The sequence below is a fragment of the Pseudomonas inefficax genome (assembly GCF_900277125.1).
Taxonomy (GTDB): Bacteria; Pseudomonadota; Gammaproteobacteria; order Pseudomonadales; family Pseudomonadaceae; genus Aquipseudomonas; species Aquipseudomonas inefficax.
In genome coordinates this window covers 1-16,056 of sequence record NZ_OPYN01000152.1, presented here as the reverse complement: position 1 = coordinate 16,056, position 16,056 = coordinate 1, and the positions used below count along the sequence as shown (strand labels likewise).

The following is a 16,056-nucleotide window of genomic DNA, read 5'->3' as shown; positions in this document are numbered from 1 at the left end:
CGCGCTCCTAGGGGTAGAGAAAGGTCGAGAAATGCACTGCGCTGTCCGGGCCGGCGCTGACAACACCTTCCAGAGTGCCGACGTATTCGCTGCGCAGGGTCAGGTAGAGCGTGGCGATACCCTCTTGGCTGGTGCCGAGCTGGAGCAGAAGCGACCTGCCATGGGAACGCGATACTTGTGGCTCTGGCTGCAGCGTTTCGATGCTGGCTTCGCGTAGCAGGGTACCCCCGAGCAGCAACATCACAGGCTCACCGGCAGTGCCGCGCACCGTGATGCGCAGGTTGTCGGTGGTGCCGCTGCGGCTGAGGCGCTGATATTCCACATGCACCCGGCCGTCTTCACTCATGACCTGGGCATCACTGAGCGGACCATTGCCGAACACCCCGGCCAGGGCCAGCAGCACGACCAGCAAAAGGGCATACCACCCCAGCCGTTCGAAACGCCAGACCCGCTGCTGCATGCGCATGTCTTCCTCGACGGGGTGGTGCCTTGAAGCCAGCTCTTCTTCGTCCATGCTCTTGACCCCTCAGGCGCGCTCACCGCGCAGCCAGCGCTGGTGGTAATGAGCCAGGTGCGACAACCCGTAGAGCGCGCCCTGGCGGATTACATCCGCGCGCTCGCCAAAAAAACGCTGGCTGCGCGTGAATACGGCAAAGGGTTCGCCGGCAAAGGCCCAGGCAAAGCACACGGTGCCCGGGGGGATGGCGTCCTGTGGCTGCGGCCCGGCGACGCCCGTGCTGGCGATGGCAACGGTGGCGTCGCTGTCTTTCAATGCGCCGAGCGCCATCTCCCAGGCTACCGCCTCACTGGTCAGGCCATAGCGTTCGATAGTCTGTGGGTTGACGCCGAGCAGGCGTTTCTTGGCACTTGGCGAGTACACCACGTAGCCGCTTTCCAGTACCTCGCCGGTTCCGGGTACTGCTGCCAGCAGCGCAACCATGGCACCAGCCGTGCAGGATTCTGCAGTGGTCAGCACCAGCTTGTTGGCCTTGAGGTATTCAAGGGCCTCTATAACAGGGTCGGTTGCCATGGTCGGTCACTCGTGCGTTGTTTTGAGGTGGACGTGTTCCCCGCGGGATTGGTTCATTACTTGTGCGCCACCCATCAATGGCGGGAAAAGCTTCCTGAACTTTGTGCCATCTGCTGGCTTCCTCTGGATAGGAGGTAGGTAGCGCGGACCACGCGCTGCTGCCGGAACAAGCAGAGGAGAAGCGGTCATGACCGAGCCAGTGACGTATTTCTGGATCGCTGTTGCAGCGATCATTCTGTTGCTTGATGTATGGGCCATTGTCAGTGTTTTCCGCAGTGACAAGAGCGACGTGACGAAGGCGATGTGGGCACTGCTGCTGTTGGCGCTGCCCGTTGTCGGCCTGGCCATCTGGGGCGTGCTTGGGCCGCGTGGAATCAAGCGCGGTACCGGGCCGTCTTCGCCTGAACATAGCAAGGGTTAGGAGGGGAGATGAGCAAAAAGCCTGAGACACCTCGCAGCGAAACCCAGGGTGAAGAAGAGCGGGACAATGATGCGCAGCGTCCTGATGGTTCCACTGGCACGTCGCATGATTCCACTGCGCAGAAAACAGCTCGTGATGAAACGCAACGCAAACGTTAAGCGGGCTATCTCCTCAAGCCAGCACTGGCCCTTGTAGGAGCGGCCTTGTGTCGCGATGGGCCGCGCAGCGGCCCCGGCAATCTTTGCTGCGAAGCTGAAAACCTGGGGCCGCTTCGCGCCCCATCGCGACACAAGGCCGCTCCTACAGGGTTTTGCACATGGCTTGAGGCCGGTGTGCTCGAGGTGGGAGCAACTGTCTTGCTCAATTTCTAAAGGTTGGCGCGATCCCTGTGGGAGCGGGCAAGCCCGCGAACACCGGCGAAGCCGGTGCCCTGAGCCGCGTTGCCTGTTTTGCGGGTAAACCCGATTACGGCATCGATCAGCGCTGGATTCCGCCGAACGCATGGTCAGCGCCCAAGGTGCCAGCGGCAGCGCCCGGCACCAGGATGACCTTGCGGCAGTCGTCCTGCTTCTGGTCGAACAACTTGTAGCCCAGGGCCGCTTCTTCCAGGGCAAGGCGGTGAGTGACGATGAGTTCCGGTTCCAGACGCCCGGCCTCGATATGCTCGAGCAGTTCCGGGAGGAACTTCTGCACGTGAGTCTGGCCCATCTTGAACGTCAGCCCCTTGTCGAAGGCATCGCCAAACATGAAGGCGTGGATAAATCCCGCATAAACCCCAGGCACGCTGACCACCCCGCCCCGGCGCACCGCAGCGATGCTCTGGCGCAGCGCCTTGCCGCTGCTGCCCTCGATCTTCAGTGTGGTGAGCACCGTTTCGGTGGTGCTGCCCTTGGCCTCGAAACCGACCGCATCAATGACAGCATCCACACCGCGCATGCCGGGGGTAAGGCGGATGATGCTGTCGGCCGGGTCGTCATCCTGCTCGAAGTTGATCGGCACCACACCGTACGCGTCGCGGGCAAACGCCAGGCGGTAGTCGTTGTCGTCGACCATGAAGATTGTCTGGGCGCCCAGCATGCGTGCGCAGGCTGCACTCAGCAGGCCGACCGGCCCGGCGCCATAGATGGCCACTGTCGAGCCTGGGCCCACCTGTGCATTGGTGACGGCCTGCCAGGCAGTGGGCAGGATATCCGAGAGGAACAGCACCTTGTCGTCCGGCAGGGCGGTAGGCACCTTGAACGGGCCAACGTTGGCCTTGGGCACCCGCACGAAATCGGCCTGGCCGCCGGGCACGCCGCCATACAGATGGCTGTAGCCGAACAAGGCTGCACCTGGTGGAATGCCTTTCTTGTTGATTATTGCACCACGGCCGGTGTTGGTGGTTTCGCATGCGGCGAACTGGTCGAGTTGGCAGAAGAAACAGCTGCCGCAGGCGATCACGAAAGGAATCACCACGCGGTCACCGACCTGCAGATTGGTGACACCGCGACCGGCTTCCTCGACGATGCCCATGAACTCGTGGCCGAAGATATCGCCCGGCTCGGTCTGTGGAATCTTGCCGTGGTAGAGGTGCAGGTCGGAGCCGCAGATGGCGGTGGCGGTTACCCGGAGGATGATGTCGTCCTCGTCCTGGATGATCGGGTCGGGGACATTGTCGACCCTGACGTCCTGGCTTCCGTGGTATGTCAATGCTCTCATGGGTTCATCTCCTGCAGAGGGGGGACCGGATGGTCTATGCAGGGGAAGCCAAGGGGGGAGGTAAAGTTCAGGTGGAATCATCCAGTGGCAGGTTTCAGTGCCGAAGGAAACTTTAGCTGCCCTGCCAGGCTCAACCGTGCTCAAGCCGAGCGTAAAGCCATGACCAAGCATCCAGTGCTGCAAGCAAACGTTGCCCCGTCGGCCACGCCAAGGCAGGCTGCAGGCTTGCTCGCATCGGCCGCCTTGATCGTGCTTGTCTCGGGGGTTGCGCCGCTTGACCGTGCAGATTGGTGGCTCGAAAACGTTCTGCCGCTGGCGCTCCTGCTCACCTTGGCTGCAACCAGCCGCTATTGGCGCTTTTCATGGCATGCCTACCTGGCAATCGTGATGATGCTGGCGATCCATGAGCTAGGTGCGCATTTCACCTATGCCAAGGTGCCCTATGACGCTTGGCTGCGTGCGCTTACCGACCACTCTCTGAATGCCTGGATGGGCTGGCATCGCAACCAGTTCGATCGGTTGGTGCATCTGAGCTACGGCCTTCTGTTTGTCCTGCCGATCAGGGAATTGCTCAAGCGCCAGGCCTTGTTGCGAGGCGTGTGGTTGGCGTTGTGCACTGTTTCGTTGGTGCTTGCGACATCGGCGCTGTACGAACTGCTGGAGTGGATAGGCGGCCAATACCTGGGCGATGACCAGGCACAAGCCTTTCTCGCGACCCAGCAAGATCCTTGGGATGCGCAAAAGGACATGGCCCTGGCTTTGCTCGGCGCACTTGTCACCTTGTTGATCCAGCGGGTTGGGGCACGCAAGCTTGGGGTAGGAGGGTAGTGCGTGACACGGTAAAGAAAAAGGCCTTTCCATCCCTGGAAAGGCCTTTCGCAATCAGCCTGTGACCGTCGAAAAACCCTAAAGTTTCCATTGTGAAAACAGTAACTTGGAGAATTTTTCCAAGTCGTGTCATTCGTCGGATTTCAATTGTAAGCCCCTGTCCAGAGCCTCAGGATCGCCGCCGTATCCCTTTGAGGCTTTCACATATGAAGTACTCCTCGATTCTCTTGTTGTCACTTGGCCTGCTGAGCGGCGTTGCATCGGCAGGCGGCAATACCGAAGCAGGTATAGGTGGCGCATTGGGTGGAGTATTGGGCTCGGTCGTCGGCCAGTCGATCGGCGGCAGCACCGGCTCGGCAATCGGCGCCGGCCTGGGTGGCGCGGCCGGTAGTGCGGTAGGCGCCAACAAACACAGCCGTGGCGAGGCGGCCATTGGCGGCGCACTGGGTGCAGCTGGCGGCAACGTGGTGGGTCGCAAGATGGGCGGCACCACTGGCAGCATGATCGGCGCAGCAGCCGGTGGCGGTGTGGGCGGTGCCTTGGGCAACCACATGGGCCGGGACTACGATGACGAGAGTGGGCATCGTTATCGTGATGATGACGACGATGACGATGATCGGGGCTGGCGTCGTCACCGCCACGACCGTGGTCATCACTACGGCTGGCGCAAACACCGCCACGACGACTGATCCTTGCGTTACCGGCCCATTACAAGTGCTGGCCGCAGCAATTGCGGCCAGCCAGGCCAATAGCTCCAGCACGACACTTCCCCCATTGTCTGCAATCTCGAAACAGAAGGGATATAGCTGAGCAATCCATTAATATTCCGTAATGATATTACAAAGTGTTTTTATATTGCGTTTTAATATTTAAACCCTTTACTAGCGGAGTATTTGTAGTTGAAAGCAATTTCTCTCTTGCCTGCAGGCCTGGCGCTCCTTGCCGCCTGTTCAAGTGCCTTGGCCGGTTCGACCCTTGAACGTATCGAAAGTAAAGGCGAGCTGACCGGTGTGCTGATGGAAAATTACCCCCCGTTCTCATTCCTGAATGAACAGAACCAGCTCGACGGGTTCGACGTCGATGTCGCCAAAGCAGTGGCTAAACGGCTTGGGGTCAAGCTCAAGCTCGAGACACCTTCTTGGGATGTGATCGCCGCTGGACGCTGGAGTGGGCGCTACGACATTTGTGTTTGCTCCATGACGCCAAGCAAGGCGCGGGCGGAGGTGTTCGATTTTCCTGTCGAGTACTACCAATCACCCGCGGTGATCGTGGTCAACGCTAAAGACAGCACCATCAGTTCCGGTAAAGACCTGTCGCAAAGAAAGGTTGGCGTCATCAGTGCGTCCACCTACGAAGCCTATCTGAACAAGGATCTCGTCATCGAGGGGGCAGAGGACAAACCCCTGACATACCCGTTTGACAGTGTCCAGGTTGCGCCCTACGACAACGAAACCGTGGCATTTCAGGATCTGGCACTGGGGACCGGCGTACGGCTGGATGCCATGGTCACCAATCTGATCACGGCAAAAGAACGTATCGCCCAGGATCCACGCTTCAAGATTGCTGGTGAGACCTTGTATGCCGAGCCCAACGTAGTCGCCGTTGAGAAAAACGATCCCCAGTGGAGTGAAAAGGTCGCCCAGGTCGTGACTGAGCTCAAGGCTGATGGAACGCTGACCAGGATCTCGGAAAAGTGGATTGGCGCCGATATCACTAAATGACAGCCCTCAATCCACACCCGGCCAAAACTGCGCTGGCGTCCAGGACGCAGACGGATCGCATCCGACGAATATTTGGCTTTAAAACCCGCTTGTATCTGACATGGGCGGCCCTGCTCGGTGCCTGTGTGTTTTTCTTTCTGAGCTTCGACCTGAAGTTCTCGATCATTCTCGACAAGTTGCCGAATCTGGTTGGGCTCAAGTTGGGACCCAATGGGTTCCTGCAGGGCGCTGCACTGACTTTGTTCCTGTGTTTTTGCTCGATCTGGCTTTCGCTGGTGCTGGGGTTCGTAACAGCGCTGGCGCGGCTTTCTCGAAGCGCTGTGGCCTTTGGAGTTGCCAGCTTCTACGCCTCCTTTTTCCGCGGCACGCCTTTGCTGATTCAGATTCTGCTTATTTACCTGGGGCTGCCACAGCTCGGTGTAGTACCCGGCGCAATCAGTGCCGGCGTTATCGCACTGTCCCTCAACTATGGTGCCTACCTGAGCGAGATTTTCCGCGCCGGTATCATGGCTGTACCACCAGGGCAGCGACAGGCAGCAGTGGCGCTGGGAATGACGCCGCCAACGACGTTCTTCTACATCATTCTCCCTCAGGCGATGCGAACGATCATCCCTCCGACCACCAGCCAGTTCATCTCCATGCTGAAAGACTCGTCGCTGATTTCGGTGATGGGGGTATGGGAAGTGATGTTCCTGGCGCAGTCCTACGGGCGCTCTTCCTATCGATACATCGAGATGCTGGCCACCGCCGCACTCATCTACTGGCTTCTGTCCATTGGGCTGGAGCTTATCCAGCACCGGCTCGAGCGCCACTACGGCAAAGGCTTTCAGGATCAGCGATGACGTGAGCGCTGATATCAATGATTACAGGAACCGTGATGTCCGACCCTAAACCCCTATTGTTTGCCCTCTACGAACAAGCCAGCGTCGGCTGCGGTGGTGCACCGAGCTTGTGGACGCATCCGGCGGATGAACGCCTGGCCGCCAACACCTTCGAATTCTGGGCCAACCAGGCACGCATCGCTGATCAGGCCAACCTCGACATGCTGTTTTTCGCAGATGTTCTGGGCTTCTATGATGTCTTTGGAGGTAACGCGGAGGCAGCCGTGAAGTGGGCTGTCGAAGCTCCTGCAAATGACCCGTTGATGATTATCCCGGGCTTGGCAGCGATCACGAAGAACCTGGCGTTCGGCGCTACCGTGTCCACGACTTATGAGCATCCTTTTGCCCATGCCCGTCGTTTCAGCACGCTCGATCACATGACCAACGGGCGGGTCGGATGGAATATCGTCACATCTTATCTGTCCAGCGCCGCGCGCAACTTCGGCTTGGAGGAAATGATCAAGCACGGAGATCGGTACGATCGTGCCGAGGAGTTCATGGACGTGGTCTACAAGCTTTGGGAGGGCAGTTGGGCAAACGACGCAGTGGTCGCTGACAAAGCCCGTCAAGTTTACGCCCAAGGTGACCGGGTCAAGCCCATCAATCATGCGGGAGAGCGCTATCGAGTTGCCGGGCCTCATCTGTCTGCTCCGTCGCCACAACGAACGCCACTGCTGATCCAGGCGGGTTGGTCCGGGAGAGGGCGCGAGTTCGCGGCCAAACATGCCGAACTGATCTTCATAGCAAAGTCGAACCCACATGAAATCCGCCAAGGCCTGGAAGAAATCTGGACGATGGCGGAGGCGCGGGGCCGTGCTCGGGATGACATACAGTCGCTGACAGTGCTGCGCATCGTAACTGCGAAAACCGAGATTGAAGCCCAGCGAAAGTACGATGAGCTCCAGAGCAACTACCATCTGGAAGCACAACTTGTCAGTTATGCTGGCGACACAGGAATCGATCTGAGCCGCTACGCGGACAGCGATGCATTGTCGAACCATACCGAAGGTCTTACTTCCTACATGATGCGACCCGACGGAAGCGGTAAGCCGCTCACCGCAGGGGACGTCAGGAAGCGCTTCGCCAACGTCACACGGGGCACCGATCTGATCCTGGTGGGCACCCCGGAACAGGTCGCAGACCGAATCGAGGAGCATGCGCGGATCTCGGCTACGAGCGGCTACATGCTCAACCCTTTGACCAGCCCTGGCACCCTGGAGGACTTTGTGGAACTGGTGGTACCAGAGCTGCAAAAGAGAGGGCTCTACCGAACCAGTCCGCAGAGCGGGAGCTTGCGATCCAGATTGAGAGCTGACGGATCCAGCCGCTTGCCAGCGACTGCATATGGAGCTTCTTTCCGGCTACCCGCATGACATGCGTCATCGGGATACATGAACGTGCTGGCGCCCATTTCCTGTAAAGGATGAGCGCCAGCTTTCCCAGAGCGAAAATTACCTTTTCTCTTCGTTGGCCTGAAGCACCCCGGCAGCATGCCTTGGCAGTGCGATAGAAATCAGCGCAGCCAGCAGAACAAATACTGCGGAGATCCACAGGCAGGCTACCAGCCCGCAGGCCTGGAATAGCCAACCGGAAAGCAGCGTACCGACCAGCCGCCCTAGCGCGTTGGACATGTAATAGAAGCCCACATCCAGCGATACCCCGTCTTCCTTGGCATAGCTGACGATCAGGTAGCTGTGCAGCGACGAATTCACCGCGAACAGCACGCCGAACAGCATTAACCCACCGAGCAGCACCACTTGCGCTGACCAGCCTGCCGACAGGCCCACGGCGATGAGCGCCGGCAGCCCGGCAAGGGCGATCGCCCAGATGAAGGCCGCACGACCGTCGGGCACATGGCCGCGTTTCTTGCCGGTGATGCGGGGGGCAAGCGACTGGACGATGCCGTAGCCGATAATCCACGTAGCCAGGAAACCTCCGACCAGCCAGAAGTCCCAGCCAAAAGCCGTGCTCAGGTACACCGGCAACGCCACGACGAACCAGACGTCACGAGCGCCAAAGAGAAACAGCCGTGCGGCCGAGAGAATGTTGATGGCCCGGCTCTTGGACAGCAGGTCGCGAAACTTCGGTTTGGCCTTGGCCTTGCCCAGGTCCTTCTTCAGCAGGATCAGGCTGCCGATCCAGATCAATGCCAACACCGCTGCCATGGCCAGCACCGCCAGGGTGAAGCCGAGCAGGGCGAGCAAGGCGCCGCCAAGGAAGAAACCCACGCCCTTGAGCGCGTTTTTCGAACCGGTGAGAATGGCTACCCACTTGTACAGGGTGCCTTGCTGGCTGTCCGGCACCAGAAGCTTGATGGAGCTCTTGGCGCTCATCTTGTTCAGGTCCTTGGCGATGCCGGACAACGCCTGGGCCGTCATCACCCAGGGTACTGTCAGCCAGGCTGCCGGCACCGTGAGCATCAGCAAGGCCAGCACCTGCATGCCCAGGCCGATGTTCATGGTGCGGTTGAGCCCCAGGCGGGCGCCGAGGTAGCCGCCCACCAGATTGGTGATCACGCCGAACACTTCGTAGAACAGGAACAACGCAGTGATCTGCAGCGGCGTGTAGCCCAGCGTATGGAAGTGCAGTACCACCAACATGCGCAATGCACCGTCGGTGAGGGTGAAGGCCCAGTAGTTGCCGGTAACCAGCAGGTACTGACGCACTTGTGCGGGCAGGGCTGACAACGCCTTCATGATTGCCGGCTACTCCGCCTTGCCGACCATTCGGGCCAGTTCCGCTGCACGGTTGGCGTAGCCCCACTCGTTGTCGTACCAGGCATAGATTTTTACCTGGGTACCGTTGACCACCAAAGTCGATAGCGCATCGATGATCGAGGACCGCGGGTCGGTGCGGTAGTCGATGGACACCAGTGGTCGCTCTTCGTAACCCAGGATACCCTTCAACGGGCCGTCGGCAGCCGCCTTCAGCAACGCATTGACCTCTTCAGCCGTGGTCTCGCGCGCCACCTCGAACACGCAGTCGGTCAGCGAGGCGTTGGCCAGCGGTACACGCACGGCGTGGCCATTCAGCTTGCCGCGCAAATCAGGGAAGATCTCGGCGATTGCGGTAGCCGAACCCGTGGTGGTGGGGATCAGGCTCATCCCCGAGGCACGGGCGCGACGCAGGTCCTTGTGCGGCGTATCGAGAATGCTCTGGGTATTGGTCAGGTCGTGGATGGTGGTGATCGAGCCGTGGCGGATGCCCAGGTTCTCGTGGATCACCTTCACCACCGGGGCCAGGCAATTGGTGGTGCAGGAAGCGGCGGTGACGATACGGTGTTGCGCCGGGTCGAACAGGTGCTGGTTGACGCCCATCACCACGTTCAGCGCGCCTTTCTCTTTCACCGGAGCGCAGACCACCACGCGTTTGACGCCCTGGTCCAGGTAAGCCTGGAGCACGGCTACCGACTTCATTTTGCCGCTGGCTTCGATGACCAGGTCGCAGCCCGACCAATCGGTGTCGGTGATCGCCGTGTTCGCGGTGACCTTGATGCGCTTGCCCTCGATTACTACCGAGTCGCTTTCTGCCCCGGCTTCACGCTGCCAGCGGCCGTGGACCGAATCGAAATTGATCAGGTGGGCGTGGGTCTGGGCATCGCCGGCCGGGTCATTGATCTGGACGAATTCGAACTCCGGCCAGTCCCAGGATGCCCGTAGCGCCAGACGACCGATACGGCCAAACCCATTGATGCCTACTTTGATTGCCATGGTCTCGTTCTCAAGTGTATTTCTCGGCAGTGGTCAGCAGCAGGCAGCGACGCGCTGAGGGCGGCCACCCATGGTGTCCAGTCGTTTGGCGCTGATGCTCAACCATTCGCGATTGGCATCCAGCGTGGTTACCAGGACATCGCGTACCCAGTTGGGCAGCTCTGGGTGCAGGCGGTAGTAAACCCATTGGCCCTGCCTGCGGTCTTCAAGCAGGCCGCAGGTGCGCAGTTGTGCGAGGTGGCGGGAAACCTTGGGTTGGCTTTCTTCCAGGGCGCAGATCAGTTCACAGACGCACAGCTCTTCCTCGCGAGCGATCAGCAGCATCATCCGAATGCGGTTCTCGTCGGCGAGGCATTTGAAGACCTGGGTTGGGGTCAGCGAGTCAGTCATGGGCGTATTCGGCGCGGGCAGCGGGTGCCTATGGCGGGGTATTCAGAATATGTGTTTTTTCGAATATACGTATTTTCGAATGTATTGCAAGGCCGCCGGATCTGTTCCGCGCACCTTTTGAAAGCAACGGCCTTGCTCAATTCCCAAAGCTTGCGCGATCCCTGTAGGAGCGGCCTTGTGTCGCGATGGGGCGCGAAGCGGCCCCAGGTTTTCAGCTTCACAGCAAAGATTGTCGGGGCCGCTTTGCGGCCCATCGCGACACAAGGCCGCTCCTACAAGGGCCAGTGCTGGCTTGAAGAGGTATCCAAGACAGTTGCTCTCACAGGGTCCCGAGGCCATTCCTTTTCACGGTAGCGTTCTGTCGATCCAGGCTGTGCAAATACGTTTAACATGCTCCAGGCCCGCCCCCATCGTTGAAAAGAGACCTGTATGGAGTTACGTCAGCTTCGCTATTTCCTCAGTGTTCTGGAGTACGGCAGTCTTGGCCGGGCTGCGCTCGAGCTAGGGGTTGGCGCCTCGGCATTGAGCCAGCAACTGTCGAAGCTGGAGAGCGAGGTGAGTACCCGGCTTTTGACACGTGCGAGCACCGGCGTTTCGCCGACGGCGGCAGGCCTGGCCTTCGAATACCATGCGCGCCTGGCGCTTCGCCAGGCGGAACACGCCGTGCTGGCGGCACAAAGTGGTCGCATGAGCGGCTATGCCAGTGTGGGGCTGGCACCGACCACTGCATCGATTCTTGGCCTGGCGTTGATCGACAGGATGCGCGAGCGCTACCCCGACATCCGTCTGCACCTGGTGGAAATGCTGTCTGGTTATCTGATGAACCAACTCAACGCCAGGCACCTTGACCTGGCGGTGCTGTTCCAGGCAGAAACGGGACCACGGCTGGATGTCCGGACGCTTCTGACGGAGCGGCTTTTCGTGCTGGTTCCCGCCCCGCTGGTCAAGGCAGGGTGGGGCGAGTCGCTCACGTTGCAGCAGATCGCGACGCTCCCCTTGGTGATGCCCAGCACGCAACATGGCCTGCGCACGACGTTGCGCTCGATTTTCGAGCGGGCAGGGCTGGAGGCCAGCATCGTCATGGAAGTAGATGGTTTGTCGTTGTTGATGGACTGCGTGTGTGCGGGCCATGCCGCCACCATCCAGCCCGGCGCGACAGTGGCCCGGGCGCACCAGGCGGGCCTGCGCGTGTTTGCCATCGATGAAGCTCAGGCGCAGCGTCGCAATGTGATTGTCAGCCTGACCGATGACGAGCTTTCGCCTGCCGCGTTGGCGACCCGGATCGTACTGCAGGAGGTCGCTCGGGATCTGGTGGAACAGGGCCGATGGCCTGGGGCCCGGCTGCTTTGACCCGGATTCTGGATACGCTCACCCAGCCCCTTTAGAAAAACTGAATGCCTCCCCTCGACGATCGCGTTTCGCACCCTCCGGGCTCTCATTAAAGTCCCTGGTCACGAGGAGCAGCCGAACATTCGGCTCTTCGTGATCTGGAGGCGAAATGATCGATGTGCTAGTCATCGGAGGGGGCAATGCCGCCCTCTGTGCCGCGCTGATGGCGCGAGAGGCCGGAGCCAGCGTGCTGCTGCTCGAGGCCGCACCCCGCGCCTGGCGTGGTGGCAACTCACAACACACGCGTAACCTGCGGTGCATGCATGATGGCCCCCAGGACGTACTGCTCGAGGCATACCCGGAAGAAGAGTTCTGGCAGGACCTGCTCAAGGTCACCGGTGGCCAGACCAATGAAAAGCTCGCGCGCCTGGTGATTCGCGCATCCGCCCGTTGTCGCGGGTGGATGCGCCGCCATGGCGTGCATTTCCAGCCCTCGTTATCCGGTGCGCTGCACACCGCGCGGACCAATGCCTTCTTCATGGGCGGCGGCAAGGCGCTGGTCAATGCCTACTTTCGCAGCGCCGAAAACCTTGGCGTACAGATCCGCTACGACACACCGGTAGCCGACATCGAGCTGCAGGACGGGCGCTTCGTCGCGGCCCATGTGCCGGCGCGTGAAGTTCAGGGGCGACAGCTGCCAGCCGAGCGCATCGAGGCGCGTACCTGTGTGCTTGCCGCCGGTGGTTTCGAGTCCAACCGCCAATGGTTGCGCCAGGCATGGGGGCAGAACGAGCGAGGGGAGTGGCCTTCGGACAACTTCTTGATCCGTGGCACTCGTTTCAATGACGGTGTGCTGTTGCGCCGCATGATCGAACAGGGTGCCGACACGATTGGCGACCCGACCCAGGCGCACATGGTGGCGATCGATGCCCGCGCACCGCTTTACGATGGCGGCATCTGCACGCGCATCGATTGTGTGTCGCTGGGCGTGGTAGTCAACCGCGACGGCCAGCGCTTCTACGATGAAGGCGAGGATTTCTGGCCCAAGCGCTATGCCATCTGGGGGCGCCTGGTGGCGCATCAGCCTGGGCAGGTGGGGTTCTCGATCATCGACCGCAAGGCCCTCGGGCGCTTCATGCCACCGGTTTTCCCGGGCGCCACCGCCGATAGCCTGGAGGCGTTGGCCGGCCTGCTCGGTTTGCCTGTGCAGGCCTTCCTCGAAACCGTGCATGCCTACAACCGTGCCTGCCAGGTGGGCACGTTCGACCACACCCGGCTGGACGACTGCCACACCGTTGGCCTGGAGCCGGTGAAAAGCCACTGGGCGCGCCCGATCGATACGCCTCCCTACTACGGCTACCCGCTGCGCCCTGGCGTGACTTTCACCTACCTGGGGCTGCGCACCGATGAAACCGCCGCCGTCCATTTCGACGGGCGTCCCAGCCCGAACCTGTTCGTTGCCGGCGAGATGATGGCGGGCAATGTGTTGGGCAAGGGTTACACCGCAGGTGTCGGCATGTCCATCGGCACCGCTTTCGGCCGTATCGCCGGGACCAGCGCCGCCGCAGCGGCGGGTTACGAACATCCAGAAAAAGAGAACCGCCATGACTGCGCAACTGCCTGAACCACGCCAGCCTGATGCCGCCGGGGCGGCCCTCGAACTGATCCCGGTGTTGAACGTCGAGGAGCGGGAAGTGGACCGGCAAATGCGGATATGCAACGCCTGTCGTTACTGCGAAGGCTTCTGCGCAGTTTTCCCGGCAATGACCCGCAGGCTGGAGTTCGGCAAGGCCGACATCCATTACCTGGCCAACCTGTGCCACAACTGCGGCGCCTGCCTGCATGCCTGCCAGTACGCGCAGCCCCATGAATTCGCCGTCAACGTGCCTCAGGCGATGGCCAAGGTGCGCGGGCAGACCTACGCCGAGTACGCCTGGCCGGCCTTCTTCGGGCGGCTGTACAGGCACAACGGCACCTATGTCGCCACTGCATTGGCCGTAGCCTTGTCGCTATTCCTGCTGCTGACCTTGTTCGTCAACGGCACGCTGCTGCCGGGGCGATTGGCGGGTAACTTCTATGCGGTCTTCCCGCACAACACCCTCGCGCTGATGTTCGGTAGCGTGTTTGCCGCTGCAGCTCTGGCCTTGGCGGTGGCGGTACGTCGCTTCTGGCGCTCGGCCTCGCCTGCCGAGACGCTGGCGCAACCCGCCAAAGGGGCGGTGTTCGAGGCATCGAGCGCGGCATTGACCTTGAAGTACCTGGACGGTGGGCACGGCCAAGGTTGCAACAATGCCGATGATCGCTACACGCTCTGGCGCCGTCGCTTCCATCACTTCACCTTCTACGGCTTCATGCTGTGCTTTGCCGCCACGGTAGTCGCCACCGGGTATCACTACCTGCTGGGCCAGCAGGCGCCGTACCCGCTGCTTAGCGCACCGGTGTTGCTTGGAACTCTGGGCGGAATTGGCTTGGTCGTCGGGCCGGCCGGGCTGTTGGCGCTGAACCTGCGCAGGGCGCCGGAGCAGGGCGATGTTGCCCAGCGGCCCATGGATCGGGCGTTCATCCTGCTTCTGCTGCTGGTCAGCGTCACGGGCCTTGCGTTGCTGGGCCTGCGTGATACCGCAGCGATGGCGATTCTGCTGGCGATCCATCTGGGCACCGTGATGGCGCTGTTCATCACGCTGCCCTATGGCAAGTTTGCCCATGGCCTGTTCCGCAGCGCGGCACTGCTGAAGTTCGCGATCGAGAAGCGCCGGCCCAACGAGCTGGGTCTGGGAGGGGAGTGAACCATGCACGCAGCCGGTTTTTCCTCTGTGCCGCACCACGCGACATGCAAGGCGTTTCGCTTACCGGTTGGGCCACTTGTCCAGCAGGATCGACACGAACTTCTCCGCTGCTGGCGACAGCGACGCCCCTCTGCGATAGACCAGCCCCAGGGTGCGGGTGACCTGGGGTTCGATCAGCGGCACGCTGACCAGCGTCGGGTGGTCGGCGTTGGGCATGGCCAGGCTGGGCATGGCCGACACGCCCAGCCCGGCTTCGACCATGCCCAGCGAGGTGGACAGGTGCTGAACCTCATAAAACCACTTGGGCCGCAGGTTGAGCCCGGACAGCGCATGGTCCAGCAACATCCGGTTGCCGCTCAACCGGCCTACGCCGATCAGGCGGTAGTCGGCCAGTTCTGTCCAGGTCACGGCGTCACGGTTCGCCAGCTTGTGGTCCCTGCGGCAGGCCAGCACGAAGTGCTCCTGTACCAGGGAGACGAACTCGATGTCCGGGTGCTGGCCGCTCATCATGTTGATACCGAAATCGGCCTCACCCCGCAGCACGGCTTCGAGCCCGTCGTTGGCGCTGAGGTCCAGCAGACGGATGCGGATCTTCGGGTATTGCTCGTTGTAGTCGCGGATCACCGACGGCAGGAAATAGAACGCCGCGGTCGGGATGCAGGCGAGGGTGACCTGCCCGGTCTGGCGTTCTGCGAGTTCGCGAATGCTCAGGATCGAGTCTTCGAAGTCATCCAGCAGGCGCCTGGCCTTGGGCAGGAAGTCACGCCCGACGCTGGTAAGGCTGACGCGACGGGTAGTGCGTTCCAGCAGCGAAGTGCCCAACCCTTCCTCGAGCTTTTTAATCCGCCGGCTCAGGGCGGGTTGCGACAGGTGCAACGCTTCTGCAGCCTCGTGGAAACTACCGAGTTCGGCGATTTTCACGAAAGATCGTATGTCTTGCAGCTCATATTCCATCTCGGATCGCTCTTGGGCCCTGGTTCGGTATTGATGCTTGAATCGGAACAATAGCTACGATATTTGCATTGGATTGATTTATCCATCCCTGTCAATCTTTTGTCCACAGCATCAATGATGTCCATTGATCAACAAGAGTGCGAAATCATGCAACGAATTCCTTGCGTACTCATGCGCGGTGGCACCTCCAAGGGCCCGTTTTTCCATGCATGGGACCTTCCTGCCAATGTGGTCGAACGCGACGAATTGCTGATCAACCTGATGGGTTCCGGGCATGAACTGGAAATCGACGGCATCGGTGGCGGTAG

18 protein-coding genes are annotated in these 16,056 nt (G+C 60.7%); 11 read left to right on the top strand and 7 right to left on the bottom strand.

What is annotated here, in order from left to right; translation table 11 throughout:
* Positions 1-7: 7 nt before the first annotated feature.
* Both JV551A3_RS17505 and JV551A3_RS17500 read right to left on the bottom strand, forming a co-directional pair.
* On the bottom strand, positions 8-514 hold the full coding sequence (locus JV551A3_RS17505; RefSeq protein ID WP_133973428.1) for a hypothetical protein: 507 nt from the start codon (positions 512-514) through the stop codon (positions 8-10).
* Between the two features lie 12 nt (positions 515-526).
* Positions 527-1,030, bottom strand: coding sequence for a CinA family protein (locus JV551A3_RS17500; RefSeq protein ID WP_133973426.1), 504 nt, complete (start codon positions 1,028-1,030; stop codon positions 527-529).
* Positions 1,031-1,217: 187 nt separating this feature from the next.
* Between JV551A3_RS17500 and JV551A3_RS17495 the strand changes: the two genes are divergently transcribed.
* Complete coding sequence (locus JV551A3_RS17495) at positions 1,218-1,451, top strand: PLDc N-terminal domain-containing protein (RefSeq protein ID WP_133973424.1); 234 nt, start codon at positions 1,218-1,220, stop codon at positions 1,449-1,451.
* Positions 1,452-1,459: 8 nt separating this feature from the next.
* Entirely contained in the window at positions 1,460-1,609 is a 150-nt protein-coding gene (locus tag JV551A3_RS30705; protein ID WP_167494832.1) for a hypothetical protein, read from the top strand.
* A gap of 319 nt (positions 1,610-1,928) precedes the next feature.
* Here JV551A3_RS30705 and JV551A3_RS17485 read toward each other — a convergent pair whose 3' ends face one another.
* A complete protein-coding gene (locus tag JV551A3_RS17485) occupies positions 1,929-3,149 on the bottom strand; it encodes a zinc-dependent alcohol dehydrogenase (protein ID WP_133973419.1) in 1,221 nt (406 codons plus the stop codon).
* Positions 3,150-3,233: 84 nt separating this feature from the next.
* Between JV551A3_RS17485 and JV551A3_RS17480 the strand changes: the two genes are divergently transcribed.
* From JV551A3_RS17480 to JV551A3_RS17460, 5 genes are all read left to right on the top strand, one after another.
* A complete protein-coding gene (locus JV551A3_RS17480) occupies positions 3,234-3,977 on the top strand; it encodes a DUF2238 domain-containing protein (protein ID WP_235874600.1) in 744 nt (247 codons plus the stop codon).
* Between the two features lie 206 nt (positions 3,978-4,183).
* Positions 4,184-4,666, top strand: a complete 483-nt coding sequence (locus JV551A3_RS17475; protein WP_133973417.1) for a glycine zipper domain-containing protein — start codon at positions 4,184-4,186, stop codon at positions 4,664-4,666.
* A 210-nt stretch (positions 4,667-4,876) separates the two neighbouring features.
* A complete protein-coding gene (locus JV551A3_RS17470) occupies positions 4,877-5,698 on the top strand; it encodes an ABC transporter substrate-binding protein (protein WP_133973415.1) in 822 nt (273 codons plus the stop codon).
* Complete coding sequence (locus JV551A3_RS17465) at positions 5,695-6,540, top strand: amino acid ABC transporter permease (RefSeq protein ID WP_133973413.1); 846 nt, start codon at positions 5,695-5,697, stop codon at positions 6,538-6,540. The genes JV551A3_RS17470 and JV551A3_RS17465 overlap by 4 nt, the downstream gene beginning before the upstream one ends.
* A 35-nt stretch (positions 6,541-6,575) precedes the next feature.
* Entirely contained in the window at positions 6,576-7,952 is a 1,377-nt protein-coding gene (locus JV551A3_RS17460; RefSeq protein ID WP_133973411.1) for an LLM class flavin-dependent oxidoreductase, read from the top strand.
* A 78-nt stretch (positions 7,953-8,030) separates the two neighbouring features.
* On the opposite strand, the gene arsJ is transcribed toward JV551A3_RS17460, so the two are convergent.
* The 3 genes from arsJ to JV551A3_RS17445 are packed head-to-tail and all read right to left on the bottom strand — an operon-like array spanning position 8,031 to position 10,679.
* Positions 8,031-9,275, bottom strand: a complete 1,245-nt coding sequence (arsJ, locus tag JV551A3_RS17455) for an organoarsenical effux MFS transporter ArsJ (protein WP_133973409.1) — start codon at positions 9,273-9,275, stop codon at positions 8,031-8,033.
* Positions 9,276-9,284: 9 nt separating this feature from the next.
* Positions 9,285-10,289: an ArsJ-associated glyceraldehyde-3-phosphate dehydrogenase gene (locus JV551A3_RS17450; protein WP_133973407.1), complete on the bottom strand. Its 1,005-nt coding sequence runs from the start codon at positions 10,287-10,289 to the stop codon at positions 9,285-9,287.
* A 33-nt stretch (positions 10,290-10,322) separates the two neighbouring features.
* Entirely contained in the window at positions 10,323-10,679 is a 357-nt protein-coding gene (locus JV551A3_RS17445; RefSeq protein ID WP_133973405.1) for a metalloregulator ArsR/SmtB family transcription factor, read from the bottom strand.
* Between the two features lie 429 nt (positions 10,680-11,108).
* Between JV551A3_RS17445 and JV551A3_RS17440 the strand changes: the two genes are divergently transcribed.
* The 3 genes from JV551A3_RS17440 (at position 11,109) to tcuB (ending at position 14,794) form a co-directional block, all read left to right on the top strand.
* Entirely contained in the window at positions 11,109-12,029 is a 921-nt protein-coding gene (locus JV551A3_RS17440; RefSeq protein WP_133973403.1) for a LysR family transcriptional regulator, read from the top strand.
* Between the two features lie 148 nt (positions 12,030-12,177).
* The gene (gene tcuA / locus JV551A3_RS17435; RefSeq protein WP_133973401.1) at positions 12,178-13,632 is read left to right on the top strand and encodes an FAD-dependent tricarballylate dehydrogenase TcuA; all 1,455 of its coding nucleotides are present in this window, start codon (positions 12,178-12,180) and stop codon (positions 13,630-13,632) included.
* Positions 13,613-14,794 carry a tricarballylate utilization 4Fe-4S protein TcuB gene (gene tcuB, locus JV551A3_RS17430; RefSeq protein ID WP_133973399.1) on the top strand — a complete coding sequence of 394 codons (1,182 nt, stop codon included), beginning with the start codon at positions 13,613-13,615 and terminating at the stop codon, positions 14,792-14,794. Before tcuA ends, tcuB begins: the two co-directional genes overlap by 20 nt.
* 60 nt (positions 14,795-14,854) lie before the next feature.
* On the opposite strand, the gene JV551A3_RS17425 is transcribed toward tcuB, so the two are convergent.
* On the bottom strand, positions 14,855-15,748 hold the full coding sequence (locus JV551A3_RS17425; RefSeq protein WP_085622438.1) for a LysR family transcriptional regulator: 894 nt from the start codon (positions 15,746-15,748) through the stop codon (positions 14,855-14,857).
* Between the two features lie 147 nt (positions 15,749-15,895).
* On the opposite strand from JV551A3_RS17425, the gene JV551A3_RS17420 reads away from it, so the two are divergent.
* The coding region (locus JV551A3_RS17420; RefSeq protein ID WP_328592105.1) for a PrpF domain-containing protein at positions 15,896-16,056 on the top strand (161 nt) is incomplete at its 3' end.

What these genes read in the sequence shown, in the direction of transcription:
- JV551A3_RS17465 (WP_133973413.1), top strand. Translation starts at nt 5,695, where the DNA reads ATGACAGCCCTCAATCCACACCCGGCCAAAACTGCGCTGGCGTCCAGG.
- JV551A3_RS30705 (WP_167494832.1), top strand. Translation starts at nt 1,460, where the DNA reads ATGAGCAAAAAGCCTGAGACACCTCGCAGCGAAACCCAGGGTGAAGAA.
- JV551A3_RS17425 (WP_085622438.1), bottom strand. Translation starts at nt 15,748, where the DNA reads ATGGAATATGAGCTGCAAGACATACGATCTTTCGTGAAAATCGCCGAA.
- JV551A3_RS17505 (WP_133973428.1), bottom strand. Translation starts at nt 514, where the DNA reads ATGGACGAAGAAGAGCTGGCTTCAAGGCACCACCCCGTCGAGGAAGAC.
- tcuB (WP_133973399.1), top strand. Translation starts at nt 13,613, where the DNA reads ATGACTGCGCAACTGCCTGAACCACGCCAGCCTGATGCCGCCGGGGCG.
- JV551A3_RS17500 (WP_133973426.1), bottom strand. Translation starts at nt 1,030, where the DNA reads ATGGCAACCGACCCTGTTATAGAGGCCCTTGAATACCTCAAGGCCAAC.
- JV551A3_RS17450 (WP_133973407.1), bottom strand. Translation starts at nt 10,289, where the DNA reads ATGGCAATCAAAGTAGGCATCAATGGGTTTGGCCGTATCGGTCGTCTG.
- JV551A3_RS17440 (WP_133973403.1), top strand. Translation starts at nt 11,109, where the DNA reads ATGGAGTTACGTCAGCTTCGCTATTTCCTCAGTGTTCTGGAGTACGGC.
- JV551A3_RS17460 (WP_133973411.1), top strand. Translation starts at nt 6,576, where the DNA reads ATGTCCGACCCTAAACCCCTATTGTTTGCCCTCTACGAACAAGCCAGC.
- JV551A3_RS17445 (WP_133973405.1), bottom strand. Translation starts at nt 10,679, where the DNA reads ATGACTGACTCGCTGACCCCAACCCAGGTCTTCAAATGCCTCGCCGAC.
- JV551A3_RS17475 (WP_133973417.1), top strand. Translation starts at nt 4,184, where the DNA reads ATGAAGTACTCCTCGATTCTCTTGTTGTCACTTGGCCTGCTGAGCGGC.
- JV551A3_RS17485 (WP_133973419.1), bottom strand. Translation starts at nt 3,149, where the DNA reads ATGAGAGCATTGACATACCACGGAAGCCAGGACGTCAGGGTCGACAAT.
- tcuA (WP_133973401.1), top strand. Translation starts at nt 12,178, where the DNA reads ATGATCGATGTGCTAGTCATCGGAGGGGGCAATGCCGCCCTCTGTGCC.
- arsJ (WP_133973409.1), bottom strand. Translation starts at nt 9,275, where the DNA reads ATGAAGGCGTTGTCAGCCCTGCCCGCACAAGTGCGTCAGTACCTGCTG.
- JV551A3_RS17495 (WP_133973424.1), top strand. Translation starts at nt 1,218, where the DNA reads ATGACCGAGCCAGTGACGTATTTCTGGATCGCTGTTGCAGCGATCATT.